At 63.7% G+C, this 14968-nt stretch carries 18 protein-coding genes and 1 pseudogene; 10 read left to right on the forward strand and 9 right to left on the reverse strand.

Going from position 1 to position 14968, the window contains the following annotated elements:
• Positions 1-26: 26 nt before the first annotated feature.
• From AC4LGL_RS18500 to AC4LGL_RS18515, 4 genes are all read right to left on the reverse strand, one after another.
• Complete coding sequence (locus tag AC4LGL_RS18500) at positions 27-509, reverse strand: nitroreductase/quinone reductase family protein (RefSeq protein WP_491840051.1); 483 nt, start codon at positions 507-509, stop codon at positions 27-29.
• A 23-nt stretch (positions 510-532) separates the two neighbouring features.
• Complete coding sequence (locus tag AC4LGL_RS18505; RefSeq protein WP_491840052.1) at positions 533-1075, reverse strand: VOC family protein; 543 nt, start codon at positions 1073-1075, stop codon at positions 533-535.
• A gap of 107 nt (positions 1076-1182) precedes the next feature.
• On the reverse strand, positions 1183-1800 hold the full coding sequence (locus AC4LGL_RS18510) for a helix-turn-helix domain-containing protein (RefSeq protein ID WP_491840053.1): 618 nt from the start codon (positions 1798-1800) through the stop codon (positions 1183-1185).
• 215 nt (positions 1801-2015) lie between these two features.
• Positions 2016-2777, reverse strand: a complete 762-nt coding sequence (locus AC4LGL_RS18515; RefSeq protein WP_491840054.1) for an IclR family transcriptional regulator — start codon at positions 2775-2777, stop codon at positions 2016-2018.
• 177 nt (positions 2778-2954) lie between these two features.
• On the opposite strand from AC4LGL_RS18515, the gene AC4LGL_RS18520 reads away from it, so the two are divergent.
• Both AC4LGL_RS18520 and AC4LGL_RS18525 read left to right on the forward strand, forming a co-directional pair.
• A complete protein-coding gene (locus AC4LGL_RS18520; RefSeq protein WP_491840055.1) occupies positions 2955-4232 on the forward strand; it encodes a DUF6986 family protein in 1278 nt (425 codons plus the stop codon).
• On the forward strand, positions 4229-5056 hold the full coding sequence (locus tag AC4LGL_RS18525; RefSeq protein ID WP_491840056.1) for a bifunctional allantoicase/(S)-ureidoglycine aminohydrolase: 828 nt from the start codon (positions 4229-4231) through the stop codon (positions 5054-5056). The genes AC4LGL_RS18520 and AC4LGL_RS18525 overlap by 4 nt, the downstream gene beginning before the upstream one ends.
• 19 nt (positions 5057-5075) lie before the next feature.
• Here the strand turns inward: AC4LGL_RS18525 and AC4LGL_RS18530 are convergent, their stop codons facing one another.
• Together AC4LGL_RS18530 and AC4LGL_RS18535 are read right to left on the reverse strand one after the other, a co-directional pair.
• Complete coding sequence (locus AC4LGL_RS18530; RefSeq protein WP_491840057.1) at positions 5076-5798, reverse strand: aspartate/glutamate racemase family protein; 723 nt, start codon at positions 5796-5798, stop codon at positions 5076-5078.
• Between the two features lie 12 nt (positions 5799-5810).
• Positions 5811-7316, reverse strand: coding sequence for an NCS1 family nucleobase:cation symporter-1 (locus AC4LGL_RS18535; RefSeq protein ID WP_491840058.1), 1506 nt, complete (start codon positions 7314-7316; stop codon positions 5811-5813).
• 224 nt (positions 7317-7540) lie between these two features.
• On the opposite strand from AC4LGL_RS18535, the gene allB reads away from it, so the two are divergent.
• The 4 genes from allB (at position 7541) to AC4LGL_RS18555 (ending at position 10370) form a co-directional block, all read left to right on the forward strand.
• Complete coding sequence (gene allB / locus AC4LGL_RS18540) at positions 7541-8908, forward strand: allantoinase AllB (RefSeq protein WP_491840059.1); 1368 nt, start codon at positions 7541-7543, stop codon at positions 8906-8908.
• Between the two features lie 59 nt (positions 8909-8967).
• A complete protein-coding gene (locus AC4LGL_RS18545; protein ID WP_491840060.1) occupies positions 8968-9621 on the forward strand; it encodes a DUF4304 domain-containing protein in 654 nt (217 codons plus the stop codon).
• A gap of 87 nt (positions 9622-9708) precedes the next feature.
• Positions 9709-9948 carry a type II toxin-antitoxin system Phd/YefM family antitoxin gene (locus AC4LGL_RS18550; protein WP_491840061.1) on the forward strand — a complete coding sequence of 80 codons (240 nt, stop codon included), beginning with the start codon at positions 9709-9711 and terminating at the stop codon, positions 9946-9948.
• Positions 9945-10370 carry a type II toxin-antitoxin system VapC family toxin gene (locus tag AC4LGL_RS18555; protein ID WP_491840062.1) on the forward strand — a complete coding sequence of 142 codons (426 nt, stop codon included), beginning with the start codon at positions 9945-9947 and terminating at the stop codon, positions 10368-10370. The genes AC4LGL_RS18550 and AC4LGL_RS18555 overlap by 4 nt, the downstream gene beginning before the upstream one ends.
• Positions 10371-10415: 45 nt before the next feature.
• On the opposite strand, the gene AC4LGL_RS18560 is transcribed toward AC4LGL_RS18555, so the two are convergent.
• Positions 10416-10967 (reverse strand): YaeQ family protein, encoded by a 552-nt coding sequence (locus tag AC4LGL_RS18560; protein WP_491840063.1) that lies wholly within the window; start codon positions 10965-10967, stop codon positions 10416-10418.
• A 256-nt stretch (positions 10968-11223) separates the two neighbouring features.
• Between AC4LGL_RS18560 and AC4LGL_RS18565 the strand changes: the two genes are divergently transcribed.
• From AC4LGL_RS18565 to AC4LGL_RS18580, 4 genes are all read left to right on the forward strand, one after another.
• On the forward strand, positions 11224-12012 hold the full coding sequence (locus tag AC4LGL_RS18565; RefSeq protein WP_491840064.1) for a ParA family protein: 789 nt from the start codon (positions 11224-11226) through the stop codon (positions 12010-12012).
• A 461-nt stretch (positions 12013-12473) separates the two neighbouring features.
• A complete protein-coding gene (locus AC4LGL_RS18570; RefSeq protein ID WP_491840065.1) occupies positions 12474-12821 on the forward strand; it encodes a hypothetical protein in 348 nt (115 codons plus the stop codon).
• 18 nt (positions 12822-12839) lie between these two features.
• Entirely contained in the window at positions 12840-13544 is a 705-nt protein-coding gene (locus AC4LGL_RS18575; RefSeq protein ID WP_491840066.1) for a sensor domain-containing protein, read from the forward strand.
• A 49-nt stretch (positions 13545-13593) separates the two neighbouring features.
• Positions 13594-13800, forward strand: coding sequence for a hypothetical protein (locus tag AC4LGL_RS18580; RefSeq protein WP_491840067.1), 207 nt, complete (start codon positions 13594-13596; stop codon positions 13798-13800).
• 85 nt (positions 13801-13885) lie between these two features.
• Here AC4LGL_RS18580 and AC4LGL_RS18585 read toward each other — a convergent pair whose 3' ends face one another.
• Both AC4LGL_RS18585 and AC4LGL_RS18590 read right to left on the reverse strand, forming a co-directional pair.
• A complete protein-coding gene (locus AC4LGL_RS18585) occupies positions 13886-14101 on the reverse strand; it encodes a hypothetical protein (RefSeq protein ID WP_491840068.1) in 216 nt (71 codons plus the stop codon).
• 442 nt (positions 14102-14543) lie between these two features.
• Positions 14544-14900 (reverse strand): annotated as a pseudogene (locus tag AC4LGL_RS18590) (integrase core domain-containing protein); the annotation flags it as partial.
• Between the last annotated feature and the right edge of the window lie 68 nt (positions 14901-14968).

The following is a 14968-nucleotide window of genomic DNA, read 5'->3' on the forward strand; positions in this document are numbered from 1 at the left end:
CAGATGTGGCGGGGGAGAGCTGCCTGTCATCCCATGGATCGAGTGGGCGCGAAGCGGATCGTCACCAGCGGCACCGGCCGGTCGATCGTCGCCTGGAATTCGGCCAGCAGTTGGTTGTTTCGCCGCACCCACTCGGCGAACTCGTCGTACTCGGCACCCGCCAGGATCGTCGCCGTTCCCTGACGCGTCTCGGTCCCGATCTCGACAGTGACAGTCGGGTTCGTTCGGATGTTGTGGAACCAGTCCGGATCCCGATCTTCCCGGAACGAGCTGAGGTAGAGCCTGTCGCCGCGATAGTTGGGCGCCAGAGGCACTACTCGGAGCGCACCGCTACGGGCACCGGTCGTAGTCAACAGGATCAGCGGGTGCCCGGTGTAGTCACCGCCGACCTGGCCCGCGTTCGCCCGGAACTCGGCAATCACGTCGTCGTTCCAGTTCGATGGATGTTGGCCGGCTTCCTGGTTCCAAGGAGCGTCGGCGTCGTCATAGCTGATGTCTTCGTTCGTCATGATTGGACCCCTCTGCTGGTCGATCAGTTGTGGGGGTCAAGGACTTTGGGGAGCGCCTGAAGCAGTGTGTCGTGGATGTAGGTGAGTTCGGGAGTCGGCTCCCACGCCGCCGAATCGTCCGTGTTTCCGGACCAGTCGGTGTCGGCGGAGCTCTCGCCCCGGTTGTTGTCCGGGGCGGTCCCGCGTTGGTAGACCCACCACAGGTTGTGCCAGGGGTCGAGGAAACGGGAGAAGACTTCACCGAAGAACTCGGTTGGGCGGGTGATGATCTCGGCGCTGCCGGCGGCCGCACGCTCCAGCACGACCTCGACATTGTCGACATAGACTTGCAGGAGTGCCGGGGTGAACGGCCAGCCGGGCTTCCGTTCGGCGAACATCACAGTGCTGCCACCGATCTGAAGCTCGGCATGCAGGAGGAGCCCGTCGTCGTCGACGGTGCGGGCGTCGGGATGCGCGACGGCGTCGAAGACATCGGTCAGAAAACGGATCAGCCCCTCGGTGTCACGCGTGACGATGAAGGGGTTGATCGTTGAGAATCCGGCCGGTGCAGCGGGGACAGCAGTCATGGGTTTCCTTTCGTCCCCACTAGTTGATCGCGAGACCGCAGGCCAGTGCTTGAACCAGAACGACAACTCCCGATGCCGACACCGTCGCGGTGTCGTCGGCAGGCGGGTCAGTGCTGCCTACGCCTTTGGGCGGCAATGATCGCGGCCGGCGTCTGACCACGGATCAACCGCAGAGAGCGCGTCAGATGCGGCTGATCGGCGAATCCGGCCCCGGCCGCCGCTTCCGCAGGCGAGTGTCCGGTCTGCAACAGGAAGTAGCCGTGCTGCGCGCGGTGAAGTTGATCGATCTGTAGAGCGGTCAGCCCGACCGTGCGACGGTAGCGGCGTTGCCAAGTCCGTTCCGAGGCGCCGATCCGATCCCCGTTCAGTGCCTTGCGGACCTCCTCGTCGACCAGTAGCCCGCGGTTCTCAGCCAGGTGATCGACCCAGTCTTCAAGATCGGGCCAGGTTGGCACCGGCCATCGGTGATCCCCGAGGAGGACGTGGCCGCCCGATACGGGCAAGGTCACCGTCTCGCCGAGGATCGCCCGCTTGGGCACGCCTGGGATTGCGACATAGGCGGCGAGTTCAACCCCCCAGTACCGCTCACCCAAATGCCCGTCGACGACCCGATTGCGCAGGCTCGGACCATCCAGCTCCGCGGCCAACTCTCCGTCCCGACGACGGATGAACGACAAACCCCAATACTCGGATCCGATTACCGAATAGCGTTCGGGACTCTCCACGTTCGCGCGCCAGACTGTGCGTACCCACGGTGATCGGCCCGCCCGTTCCTCCCACACCTGAGGAAACATACTTGCCCGGCGTCCCTGCGTGTAGGGCCGCCCGCGGGCCCGTCAGGTGAGCGTCTCGCCGCTCTTTCGGTGGTGACGGGTAGGTGGACAGGGGAGCGCCGGCGAGGTCGACGTGGATGCGCTAGGCCTGGGACGCAGCGTCTACATCATCGCTCCCTCGCCCCGATCAGGGCTTCCGAGATCACGCCTGTCGCCTTCTTCAGTGCGGGAACGGCTCGGGCGATGAATTCCTCACTGACATGAGCCGAGGGCCCGGAGATGCCGATTGCCATCGGAGTCGGGGCACCGGGCACTGCCATCGCGACGGCGCGAACGCCGATCTCGAACTCCTCGTTGTCGATCGCGTAGCCGTCGATGCGCACGCGCTCGACGTTCGCGAACACGGCAGAAAGGGTGGACGCACTGTTCTCGGTCGGTGCGGGAAGTCCGGACTGCGTGACCAGTTTCAGAATCCGCGCATCGTCCAACTCGCCCAGAACGGCCTTGCCCACACCGGATGTGTGCAGACCGACGCGCTGGCCGACCTCACTGTTCGTCCGCGTCAGCTTCGACGGGAGAACCTGCTCGGTATAGATCACCATGTCACCGTCAAGCACCGCGAGACTCGCCGTCTCCGACAGTTCGTCGACCAGCGATTGCAGTACCGGGGCAGCGACCGCGCCCAATTGGCGGTTCGCAACTTCGCCAAGCCGAATCAATCGCGGCCCCAGGGCATAGCGCCGATTGGGTAGTTGGCGCACGTAGCCGATTCCGACCAGGGTGCGCAGGAAGCGGTGAATTGTCGGTGGCGGCAACGGCGACTCGGCCGACAACTCCGTCAGCGAGCACTCGCCTCCCGCACGCCCGATCAACTCCATCAACTCGAACGCGCGCTCTACCGACTGCACGCCGCCTGTCTTCTCCGCCATACGTTCCACTCCCGACCGACGACTGTCGTTCCATCCAACATGCGCAAGATCATTTCCGCAATATGGAAAAAGTGTTTCGATGAGGAAACGCACATCGTGCGCCGATTACACTCGCGTTAAACTCCACAATGTGGAATTCTGTCTATACAGGAACTTTCAGACAGGGGAGGCACATCTGTGACACGACGCCTCGACGATGCGGTGCTTGCCGACGTCGACCGCCGCCTCTCGGCCGCTGACACACAACTGGTGAACCGATACCCCGGCGACGACGGTCGTCGGCAGCCGGTCCACACCGTCTACATCCCGGGTAACCGGTACTCGGCGACGCTGCCCGCAGACTGGGGAGCCACCGCCCTCGCCGCAGGGAAGGACGCGGGCGGGCTCGACGCCGTGGCCGCACTCGTCGGCGCGAGCGGCGGAACCGACTGCGAACCCGAGACTCTCGCAGTCCTGGTCGAGAACAAGCTGGCCACCCAGCCGATCGAAGACCTCCGCATCGACTTCGAGGACGGCTACGGCACCTTCGACGACGCGACCGAGGACGCCGACGTCGCACAGGCGGTCGCCGCACTGCGGATCGCGCTCGACGCCGGCACCTCGACGCCGTTCGTCGGTACCCGCTTCAAGTGCTTCGAGGCAGGTACCCGTGCGCGGGGTCTACGCACGCTGGACATGTTTGTCAGCGGGCTCGTCGAATCCGGCGGCCTCCCGGACGGCCTGACCCTCACCCTGCCCAAGGTGACATCCGTCGACCAGGTCGAGGCGATGGTCGTGGTCGCGAGCGCACTCGAAGGTGCGAACGAACTGCCGGCCGGCCGCATCCGCTTCGAAGTACAGGTCGAAACGCCGCAGGCGATCCTCGGCGCCGATGGCCGCGCACCCGTTGCCCAGTTCATTCACGCCGGCCAGGGCCGTGTCAGCTCGCTGCACTACGGGACCTACGACTACTCGGCGTCCCTCGGTATCGCCGCCGCCTACCAGTCGATGGAGCATCCAGCGGCCGACCACGCCAAGAACGTCATGCAACTCGCCGTCGCAGGCACCGGCGTGCACATGTCCGACGGCTCGACCAACATCCTCCCGGTCGGCGACCCCGACAACGTCGCGGTGGCGTGGAAGCTGCACGCGCGCCTCGTCCGGCGCCACCTGGAGCGTGGTATCTACCAGGGCTGGGATATGCACCCCGCCCAACTCGTCACCCGATACCTGGCGACGTACGCGTTCTACCGCGGCGCCTTCGCGCCGGCCGCGACCCGCCTGCGCAACTACGTCCACCGACTCGACTCGACCGTCATGGACGAGCCGGCTACCGCCCGCGCGCTCGCCAACGTGATTCACCGTGGTAGCGCGTGTGGCGCCCTCACTGTCGATGAGATCGAGACAGCCACCGATCTGTCCATGTCCACCGTGCGCGACATCGCGCTCGGCCGCACAACCAGGAGCAACCAGTGACCCCCCCAAGGACCGAAGCGTCGTACTACACGCCCCGCGGCGGCCTGCCCCCGCAGACCGATCTGCTGACCGACCGCGCCATCGTCACCGAGGCCTACACGGTGATCCCGCGCGGCGTCCTCTCGGACATCGTCACCTCGGTGTTCCCGGAGTGGACCGATACGCGCGCATGGATCATCAACCGGCCGGTCGCCGGTGGTGCGACGACGTATTACCAGGCGATCGTCGAGGTCAAGCCGGGCGGCGGGGCGCAGCGACCGGAGCCGCAACCCGAGGTGCAGAGCTTCCTGTTCGTCACGTCCGGTGCGCTCACCGTCGACGCGGCAGGTCAGTCGCAGACACTCACCGAGGGCGGCTTTGCCTACCTCCCGGCGGGGACCGACTGGTCAGCCCACAACAACGGCGACGCTGACGCGACTTTCGTGTGGATCCGCAAGCGCTATGAGGCCATCGACGGCCACACGCCGTCGGTCAAGTTCGGCAACGAGCAGGACATCGAACCGTCAGCCATGCCAGGAACCGACGGCAAATGGCGCACCACACGCATGCTCGACCCGCAGGACCTCGCGTACGACATGCACGTCAACGTCGTCACATTCGAGCCCGGCGCAACCATTCCGTTCGCCGAGACCCACGTGATGGAACACGGCCTGCTGATGCTCGAGGGCAAGGCCGTCTATCACCTCAACGGGGACTGGGTCGAAGTGCAGGAAGGCGACTTCCTCTCGCTGCGCGCCTTCTGCCCGCAGGCCTGCTACGCGGGCGGGCCGTCCAACTTCCGTTACCTGCTGTACAAGGACGTCAACCGCCAGATCATGCTCTGAGGCGACGAGATCGGCTGGCCTACAACTGGAATGGCCAGCCGATGACCGTCTTCTTGCGGGGAGTCGCATAGGTCCGCACCTTCGACGTGGACAGACCCATCCGAACCAGCCCTTCGGCGATCGTGACCGCCGCGCGGACTCCGTCGACAATCGGGACGCCGGTCGCGGCCCGTACCTTCGCTTCGAGCTCGGCCATACCACCACAGCCGAGACAGATCACCTCAGCGTGATCGTTCTCGACAGCCTCTCGAGACTGGCGGACGATCGCCTCGACCGCCCGCTCGGGATCTGATTCGAGTTCGAGCACACCGAGGCCCGACGCCCGCACCGAGGCGCATCGTGCGTCGAGTCCCGCGAGCTTGAGACGGTCCTCGATCAGCGGGACGGTGCGGTCGAGCGTGGTGACGACCGAGTACTTGTGGCCCAGATACATCGCCGTCGACGCGGCCGCCTCGGTGATGTCGACCACCGGGACGTCGAGCAACTCCTGCAGACCTTCCCGACCGTGCTCGCCGTAGCCGGCCTGAATCACCGCGTCGAACGGCTCGGGGTACGACGTGATCGCGTCCATGACCGCGATGGCCGCGAGATAGCTCTCGAAGTTCCCTTCACACGAGTCCGCGCCGAAACGCGGTGTGATACCCACGATCTCAGTGCCAGGCGATGCGACCCCGCGCGCCGACTCGGCGATCGCATCGGTCATCGAGGCCGTCGTGTTGACGTTGGCTACGAGGATTCTCATGGCGGTTCCTGTCTAGTGCGTGCTCGCCACGGCGATAGGCTCGCCGGAGATGTCGTGGAACGGTCCTCGGCGGTCTGCGACCGCCAGGTACACGATCGCGCCGAGCCCTGCGCCGATGAACCAGGAGAACTCCGAGACAACCCTGAACGCGGGAACGAAAGCGAGCAGGAGTGCCACGACCGCCGTGATGACGAGGGCGACCACGGCACGCACGTTGATGCCCTTCGCGTAGTGGTATTCACCCAGCGCATCGGTCGAGAACAGGGCGGGAACGTTGATCTTGGAACGACGCACCAGCCAGTAGTCGGCCATGATGATGCCGAACAGCGGTCCGAGGATGGCGCCGAGGCCACCGAGGAAGTAGTTGATGACGGCGGGGGAGTTGTACAGGTTCCAGGGCAGGATCACCAGGCCGATGACGGCCGAGATGAGTGCTGCGCGACGGAAGTTGAGGTGCTTCGGGAACAGGTTGTTGAGCGCATAGATCGGGGCGACGAAGTTCGCCATCAGATTCACGGCGATGGTCAGGATCAGCAGCGCGAGTCCCGCGAGCACCAGCAGTAGGGTGTTCGGCACTTCCTTGACGATGTCGGCGGGCGATTCGATGATGCGTCCGTCGATGCGGAACTGAGCGCCGGCCAGGGTGACGACGATGCTGCCGAACACCAGCATGTTCAGGGGGATGCCCCAGAAGTTGCCTTTCACGATGGCCCGCTTCGACGTCGCGTTACGGGTGAAGTCGCAGAAGTTGAGGACGAACGTGCCGTAGATGGCGACCCACAGGCTGGCGCCGCCGACGATCTTCAGCCACATGTCGACGCCGGTCAGCGAGTCGGGCGTGGTCCACGCGATGGTCCAGTCGGCGCTGCTGAGCATCCAGACCGCGAGTGCGACCATCGTGATCAGAATGACCGGACCGGCGACTGCCTCGTACTTGCGGATCATCTCCATGCCGTAGCTGACGATGACCACCTGGATCACCCACAAGCCCAGGAACGCGATCCAGCCGAGTGTCGACAACCCCAAGAAGCTGTTCGAGTCGAGGGTCGCAGCCGACGGTGCGAGCGCGACGATCAAGATGCGCAGCACCACCGACGCGAGGTAGGTCTGGATACCGAACCATGCGATCGCGACCGCCCCGCGGACGACGGCGGGGATCTGCGCGCCGCGGATGCCGAACGAGATGCGGCTCATCACCGGGAACGGCACGCCGGTCTTCTCTCCCATGAACCCGGACAGGCTGAGCAGAAGGAAGAGGAAGGCGCCGCCGAGTCCGAGCACCAGCAGGATCTGCCACCCGCCCAGGCCTAGCGCGAACAGGCCGATGGCGAATGAGTAGTTCCCCAGGCTGTGTACGTCGTTCGCCCACAACGTGAAGATGTTGTACGCGCCCCACCGTCGACCTTCGCGCTTGGTGGGCGCGAGATCGGCGTTGTACAAAAGCGGGCTCACGTCGGCGAACGGGGTCGCATCGGTACGACTGGAGTCGCCGATGAGCCCGGTGGACTCTGTGGTCATGGATACGCCTGTCACGGTCGGTGCGACGACGCTCAACGCCGGCGCATACATTCCATTATGTGGAAGTAATATTCCACGAATTTAGTAAGTAAGTCGCATCTGGGCACCCACTGTCAAGCTTTTGGCGCGATTGACTGTGTCAGCGCTCACACTTAGAGTTGCCCGAAGGGTGGAGTGTCATTTCCACGATGAGGAATTATGCTGCTAGCCATGGAGAGCTGCCGATGACCGCCAACGCGCCCGAGACGCCGAACCACCCGGAATTCGACCTGGTGGTCCGCGGCCGACGCACGCTGACGACGGCGGGAATCGTCGCCCGCGAGATCGGTATCCGCGACGGTCGCGTCGTCGCGATCGAGCCGTTGGGGAGTGGCCTCACCGGCGCGGAGATCGTCGAACTCACCGACGAGCAGGTCATGATCCCCGGCTTGGTCGACACGCACGTGCACGTCAACGAGCCGGGCCGCACCGAGTGGGAGGGGTTCGACTCCGCTACCCGCGCAGCCGCCGCCGGCGGTGTGACCACGCTGATCGACATGCCGCTCAACTCGATCCCGCCGACGGTCAACGTCGAAGCACTCAACGCCAAGCGTGCGGCGGCATCGGGCAAGACGCACATCGACGTCGGTTTCTGGGGCGGCGCGATTCCCGGCAACACCGACGATCTGCGGGGTCTGCACGACGAAGGCGTGTTCGGCTTCAAATGCTTCCTGCTGCACTCCGGCGTCGACGAGTTCCCGCATCTCGATGCGGACGAGATGGAGAAGGACATGGCCGTGCTGGCCGACTTCGACTCCATGATGATCGTGCACGCCGAGGACTCCCGCGCCATCGACCATGCCCCGACGGCCGAGGGGGACCGGTACGAACGCTTCCTGGCGTCGCGACCGCGCGGTGCCGAGAATGTCGCGATCGCCGAGGTCATCGAGCGTGCTCGATGGACCGGTGCCCGCGCGCATATTCTGCACCTGTCGTCGTCGGACGCATTGCCGATGCTCGCGACCGCGAAGCGCGACGGCGTCAAGATCTCTGTCGAGACGTGCCCGCACTATCTGACGCTTCTCGCCGAGGAGATCCCCAACGGTGCAACGGCATTCAAGTGCTGTCCGCCGATCCGTGAGGCGTCGAATCGCGAACTACTGTGGCAGGGCCTGCTCGACGGCACAATCGACTGCATCGTGTCTGACCACTCACCGTCGACGGTCGACCTCAAGGACGTCGAGAACGGCGACTTCGGCGTTGCGTGGGGCGGGGTCGCGTCGCTGCAGCTCGGCCTGTCGTTGATCTGGACCGAGGCCAAGCGTCGGGGGATAAAGCTCACGCAGGTGATCGAGTGGATGGCGGCCAAACCCGCCGCGCTCGCCGGACTGAACAACAAGGGCAAGATCGCGCTCGGCTACGACGCCGACTTCGCGATCTTCGAGCCTGAGTCTGCGCAGGTCGTCGACGTGCACAAGCTGCACCACAAGAACCCGATCAGCCCCTATGACGGGCGTGCACTCGCCGGTGTCGTGACGAGTACCTGGTTGCGCGGCAAGAAGATTGACTTCAAGACCGCACAGGGTCGGATGCTGCGCCGCGGCGGCGTGTAGCGCAACGCGGCTCTAGATTGGTGCGCGGAGGGTCTGTGCCGACGACCTAGCCTTGGGGCATGGGCGAGGGGATGGCCGTCGGATCATTGCGACGGGCTTACGAAGCGATGGTTTGCGCCGACGTCGGACCCTTCCTGCGGTCGCGTGGATTCGACGTGTCCGGTCCCAGCTTCGAGCGGAAACGGGGACCGCTCTATGACGTGATCAACTTCCAGGGCGACCGGCACAACGGGACCATGTCGTGGCATGGATTCTTCGTCAACGTGGGCATCGGATCGGCTGAGATCGATGCCGCGTGCCCCGGATACGAGCGAGCGGGGCATCCGCTCAAAGGTTCACTACTGCAACATCGTTGGGAACATTTGGTACCTGATTTACCATACGAGGTGCGGTTCGCGCATGGCACCGACATGCGGCAGTTCGCCGCAGCTCTCTGCGACGGTTTCGACTTGACTCTGGCTGAGATGGAACGGATAAGCACTACTGAGCAGTTAGTGCGATATGCAGTCGAGAACAACTTGCTCATCGAATACGACAAGACCTGCCGATACCTCGCCGCAATCGACGACATCGACACACTGACGGAATATGTCACGACGTTGCATAACTGCTTCGGGCATCAAAGCCGTTGGTCGATCTTCGACCGCAACATCAGCACGGCTGTTGGGCGCTGGGCGGAGGTACTGCGGGAGCGAGAAATTCTGGACCCGTAACCATGGCAACGCGGCCATATGGCCAACGTGTCGAACGGGTTTGCAATGACCTCCGCAGGTGTGTCTCACCGGTGATACGCTTGCTGCATGACCGAGGTAGTGACAGTTCGCGACCTACGCAACCACGGTGGGGAAGTGCTGCGCAGGGTGGAACGGGGTGAGCGGATCGTGGTGACGCGTGATGGCACGGCGGTGGCCGAGCTGAGCCCGCTACCGCGTCGTAGTGTCAGTCCGACTGAACTGATTCGCCGTCGCCGAAACCTGCCGCGCGTGGACGTGGAGACGTTGCGTTCAGATGTGGACAGCGTGATGGACACAGCGTTGTGACAGGGCCGGCCGACCAGTCACGAGGCATGCTCGACACGTCCACGGTGATTCTGCTCGGCCGCCTGGCGGATCCGGACGAGCTGCCAAACGAATCCGTGATCAGTGCGGTAACCCTCGCTGAGCTGTCCGTCGGGCCGCATGTGGCGCAGACGGATGCGGAACGTAGTGCGCGGCAGCAGCACCTGCAGCAGGCAGAGGCGGATTTCGAGGTCCTTCCGTTCGACGCCGAGAGTGCGCGGGCATTTGGGGGTGTCGCTGCAGCGTTGCGTACTTCGGGCCGCAAACCCGCCGCGCGGGCCTATGACGCGCTCATTGCGGCCAGCGCCGTCGCGCATGGTGTGCCGTTGTACACGTGCAACCCAACTGACTTTTCCGGGATACCTCAGCTGGACCTACGCACGGTTACTCACCCGGACCATTAGAGGGTGGGCGCCAACGCCAGCGACCAGCAGCTCGGGCTCAGGCGGTCACTGCAAGGGCTCGGGCGTGAAGGTGACGTCGACTCCGCCCACGGTCATCGTCACCTGACCTTCGATCACCATCACCTGCGCCGAGACTCGTCGATCGACAGTCTGGGCCAGTTGCTGGACCGGTGCGTGCGGTATCTGCACCACCGACAGATTCGCCAGCCCCGCCACTTTGGGGCCGACGGTGCGCCACCAGGTCGCCACGCCAGCGGCGAACGGGAACAGCAGCACCTGGTCGGCCTGACTGGCGGCCTTGCCCAACACGCGTTCGTCGGGCTGGCCGACGTTGATCCACTCCAAGATCCGGCCGGTGTAGTCGGCGAGACGCAAGTCCGGTACGCCAGGGGTGGACAGACCCGCCCCGAACGCCAACTCACCGTCGACGTCGCTGAGTCGGTGTGCGCGCAGCCCAAACGCCAACAACCGCACCACCATCCGCTCATCGGTCTCACTGGGATGGCGGGCCACCGTCAGCGTGTGATCGGCGTAGTAACCGTGATCGACATCGGAGACGCCAAGTTCGACTTTGAATACTGTTGCGGAAAGGGCCACGTCATAGTGTCCACCCAGATGGTGTATCCCGAGTAGTCGGGGCCGCTTGGAGTGGTCAGGCCGCCACACCAACGACTTCCCTGGCTTTGTGCGCGCGAAGTAGGCATGGACCTGGCCAGGGGATTCTCGCCAGAAGCCGGGAGGAAATGGTCGTGTTTTGTTCACCACATAGGATCAAGGCTCCGATCAGCCCGCCGTGATGTCCGCTTGCATCGGGTGACGAAGGGATAAGAGGCTCACATTGGTAGCTGTTTCGGTGCTGGTGCTTTCGGGTAAAGGCGGAACAGCGAAAACGCTATGGCAGATGATGCTGGCGGGGGAGGCCTCGCGGGCCGGGATCTCCACGTTGTTGGTCGACGCAGACCCAGAGCGAAACCTGTCTAACCACTTTGGAGTGTCGCAGCATTCGACCGGCTTGGGGTCAGTGCTTGAGGCTGCCGATATCAGTTTTTGGGGGAATCCCGACAAAGGCGCGAAGCGAATCGATGAGGAGATCATTGAAACTAGATGGCCCGGCATCGATTTGCTGCCTGCAGGTGCTTCCTTAGGCCGTGTTGCGGGTTTCGGCGTATCGGACACCGGATTGTTGCGGGCCATCTTTGATGAGGCCGGCATCTTCGGCCGTTATGACATTGTTTTGATCGACACCGGCGGCCGCACTGGCTCTCTGGAAGCCCTGGCAATGCATCTAGGTGATGTTGCGTACGCGCCGATCACTCCGACCCTTGATGCGGTACGCAAAGCCCGCGAGGCTCGTGACAGAGTTGAGCGCATCCAACGAACACATCCACTCAGGTGGTGTGGTGTGGTTTTATCCGGTTTCGACCGTAGAAACGGCATCGACCAGTCGATCAGGGAACGGGTACAGACGGAATTTGGCGACGAGGTCCGTGCTGAACTGCCACGGCGAGCCGTCATCAATGAGGCCTTTCAACTCGGAAACCGACTCGGTGATTACTCCGACCCAATCGCGATGAATCTCGCGAAAGTCTTCCGAGACTTCCTCGAACACGACCTGCTGGGGCGAAACACGAGAAACCGGTGACAGCGGGGAAATGTGTTGGGGAAGAACGTAATAACGAGTGTCGCATGCCGCGTATGACTGGTGGCCCTGCAGATGATCGCGATCCACGCCACGCCCTGCCCAGTACCTGCAGTTGAGAGTGCACAGGTCAGGCTGTTGGATCAGTCTTAGGCGAGTCCGATCTCATAGTTGCCTCTCCGCTGGAAACTGGTGCGCGGCAGGTTCTTCAGAAGCGCTTAGGCTGTGAGGGCGGACGCCGGCCACGAACCGCTGGGGAGGAAAGCTCGACATGACTGTTGGAGTACTCACTGTGCCCGCGTACTCCGAGGACCGGACTGATTGGGGTTGCGAGCACGCCCCCTCCGCCGGCTACAACGTGGCTGTCGATGTCCTACCTTGCGAATCCGGTGGCAGCACTCGGGGGGCGTTGGTTCAGACGGCCGTCGATCCCGTACCTCGTGGGTAATAGCGAAGTTTCAGTGATGGACTATCAGCCCGCGGCGGTGCGACGTGTTGCGTGGTGGATCGCTGACGGCGCCGTGTGGATCAGCATCAGCTTTTCAGTCATGGCGCACCTCTGCCAACGCTTTGCCTATGGCAACCGGCCGGTGCGCAACGAGTACGGACTTCTCGACATGACCTCCGGGCGAGAAGGATTCGCCATGCACGTCGGACAAGGCTTCGGGTACGTCGGACTCGGCTGGATCGTCGTGAGCGTCGTCTTGGCGATCATGTGCCGGGTTCGATACGGGATAGCCAAGGAGACAACCTTCTTCCTGGTGCTGCTGGCACTCGCGATCGTGGCCGTCGGATCGCTGCGTGCATTCTGAGGCTAGGGAAGGGGGATCATGGCTGCAGGGCGAATGAGGGGAATGATCCGGGACCTGGCTGTCCTGGCACTGTGCGCGCTGACAGCGGCGTGCACCGTGACCACCAACGGGACAGTAGAAGCGGCTCCGACACTGGGGCAGGCACCCCAACCGGTACCCACCCGAGCGCTGATCGGTCTACTGCTCGGCGCCAGCGAAATCAGCTCCATCGTGGGTGCCCGTATGAGCGTCGTTGAATCCAGTGGTTCGATGTACACAAACGAGCCGCTGGCTGATGGCTGCCTGGTCTGGGCCGGGGCGCAGAGATACAACTACCAAGGCAGCGGCTGGACCGCAGTACGCAGCCAGCGGCTCCTCGACCGCCACGACGATCCCGACCACATCGCCTACCAGTCGGTGGTGACGTTCCCTGACGGCTTGGCCGCCCACGCGTTCTACGAGAGCCAGGTGACCGAATGGGCCAAATGTGACGATCGGCGCGTCGACCTCCACGATGCTGGTGATCCCAACGCCCACTATTGGTCACTGAGCCAAGCCACCGACACTGACGGGATTCTCACGATCACTCGGGTGGAAGAGGAAAGCACCCGCGGCTGGTCCTGCCAGCGAGCGTTGACTGCCGAGAACAACGTGGTGGTCGATGTCAGTGCGTGTATGCACCACGTCGATGATCAAGGCATCCAGATCGCCCGGCAGATCACACGGAAAGTCGAACACCAATGACGCGGATTGTCGTCGCGGCGATCCGCGGAGTCGTGTTGATACCCACGCCGTGGGCCTCGTGACCGCCGACTATCCCAGCGTTGGCGACGTCACCCCGATGCGCATCCGCGGTGACGAGGCCTACGCCACCTCACCACTGATGCTGGCGCTGCTCATCGGAGTTGGCAAGTGGAGTGTGGCAGGGGAGAGGTGCGGGCTGCGGGCCAGCTCGCTAGCGGCGGCCGGACTGAATCTGGTACCGTTCCCTGCTTGCTGACTGCCCTCGGCGTATCAAGGAGCAGGGTCGTCGATGGCAATTTACCGGGAGTTGCCGACGCCGGTGTTCGCGCTCCGCGTTGGGTTCATGCGATGCTGCTGACAATCGCCATAATCAGCCCGCCCAGGGTCAGCACCCCAACCATCACTGAGGCGGCGATGGCCCGGCGTCGTCGGTGTCGACGGGCGCCGTCGATCGCCACCGCGATGCAGGCGAGGATCAGCGCTGAATAGGCCGCCAGCGCCACCGTCGCCGTCAGCGCAGCCGTTGCGGCGGTGCTGGCCAGAGTCACGTTGTACATGCCGTGAGCCTACGGCGCGAACGTAAGCACTCATACTCGACGACGAGCTCGTTCTATAGTTGCTCAGACTTGCTGCGACAGCATCTCCTTCACGGCTGGAAACGGTTGGGCGGCAGTCCAAATGGGGAACGTGGCTGCTGCTCGGAGCGGGACGTTCTTCACGGGTAGACCGCCATATTCGATCCGGCCATCCGATGACTTATCAGAAGCAGTAGGCGCTCATCTACTGGTAACCCGCCATATTCGATTCCGTCGTATTCGTCGGCGACCTCGGCGGCCTGGCCCACGTCCGGTTGTGACGGACTGCCAGCTGTCGGGCAAGGCGGTATCTCCCACGCGTTTCGAACCAATCAACCTGAGGAGGCCATGATCATCGCCATCTCGTTTGCCGGTGTGCGCTTGGGGACTGCCCCGGGTTCAGTTGACTCGCGGGGTGTGAATTTCAGGCCGCGGTTGCGACTGGTGTGTGGAGCAGTTCGAACTCTATCGGGGTGAGCCTGCCGAGTGCTCGTTGCCGGCGCCGCCGGTGGTAGGTCCGCTCGATCCAAGTCACGATCGCCAGGCGCAGTTCGGCTCGGGTAGACCAGCGTTGCCGGTCGAGCACGTTGCGTTGGAGAAGGGCGAAGAACGACTCCATGGCGGCGTTGTCGCCGCACGCGCCGACGCGACCCATCGAGCCGTGTAACCCGTTGTGCGACAGGGCCTGGACAAACTTTCGCGACCGAAATTGACTACCCCTGTCGGAGTGGACAATCGTCGCGACCGGTGAGCGCAACGCCACCGCGTGATCCAGTGCGGAGCAATGATCAATACCTGTGGATGAGGCCCGAGGAGGCGGCCTGAAAGTGGGCGCACCTTCCCGAGGAT

The organism is Mycolicibacterium arcueilense (assembly GCF_058536225.1).

Coding starts and splice junctions, on each gene's coding strand:
- AC4LGL_RS18545 (WP_491840060.1), top strand. CDS start 8,968: ATGGGCGAGGGGATGGCCGTCGGATCATTGCGACGGGCTTACGAAGCG.
- allB (WP_491840059.1), top strand. CDS start 7,541: ATGACCGCCAACGCGCCCGAGACGCCGAACCACCCGGAATTCGACCTG.
- AC4LGL_RS18575 (WP_491840066.1), top strand. CDS start 12,840: ATGGCTGCAGGGCGAATGAGGGGAATGATCCGGGACCTGGCTGTCCTG.
- AC4LGL_RS18500 (WP_491840051.1), bottom strand. CDS start 509: ATGACGAACGAAGACATCAGCTATGACGACGCCGACGCTCCTTGGAAC.
- AC4LGL_RS18535 (WP_491840058.1), bottom strand. CDS start 7,316: ATGACCACAGAGTCCACCGGGCTCATCGGCGACTCCAGTCGTACCGAT.
- AC4LGL_RS18550 (WP_491840061.1), top strand. CDS start 9,709: ATGACCGAGGTAGTGACAGTTCGCGACCTACGCAACCACGGTGGGGAA.
- AC4LGL_RS18515 (WP_491840054.1), bottom strand. CDS start 2,777: ATGGCGGAGAAGACAGGCGGCGTGCAGTCGGTAGAGCGCGCGTTCGAG.
- AC4LGL_RS18530 (WP_491840057.1), bottom strand. CDS start 5,798: ATGAGAATCCTCGTAGCCAACGTCAACACGACGGCCTCGATGACCGAT.
- AC4LGL_RS18505 (WP_491840052.1), bottom strand. CDS start 1,075: ATGACTGCTGTCCCCGCTGCACCGGCCGGATTCTCAACGATCAACCCC.
- AC4LGL_RS18570 (WP_491840065.1), top strand. CDS start 12,474: ATGGACTATCAGCCCGCGGCGGTGCGACGTGTTGCGTGGTGGATCGCT.
- AC4LGL_RS18585 (WP_491840068.1), bottom strand. CDS start 14,101: ATGTACAACGTGACTCTGGCCAGCACCGCCGCAACGGCTGCGCTGACG.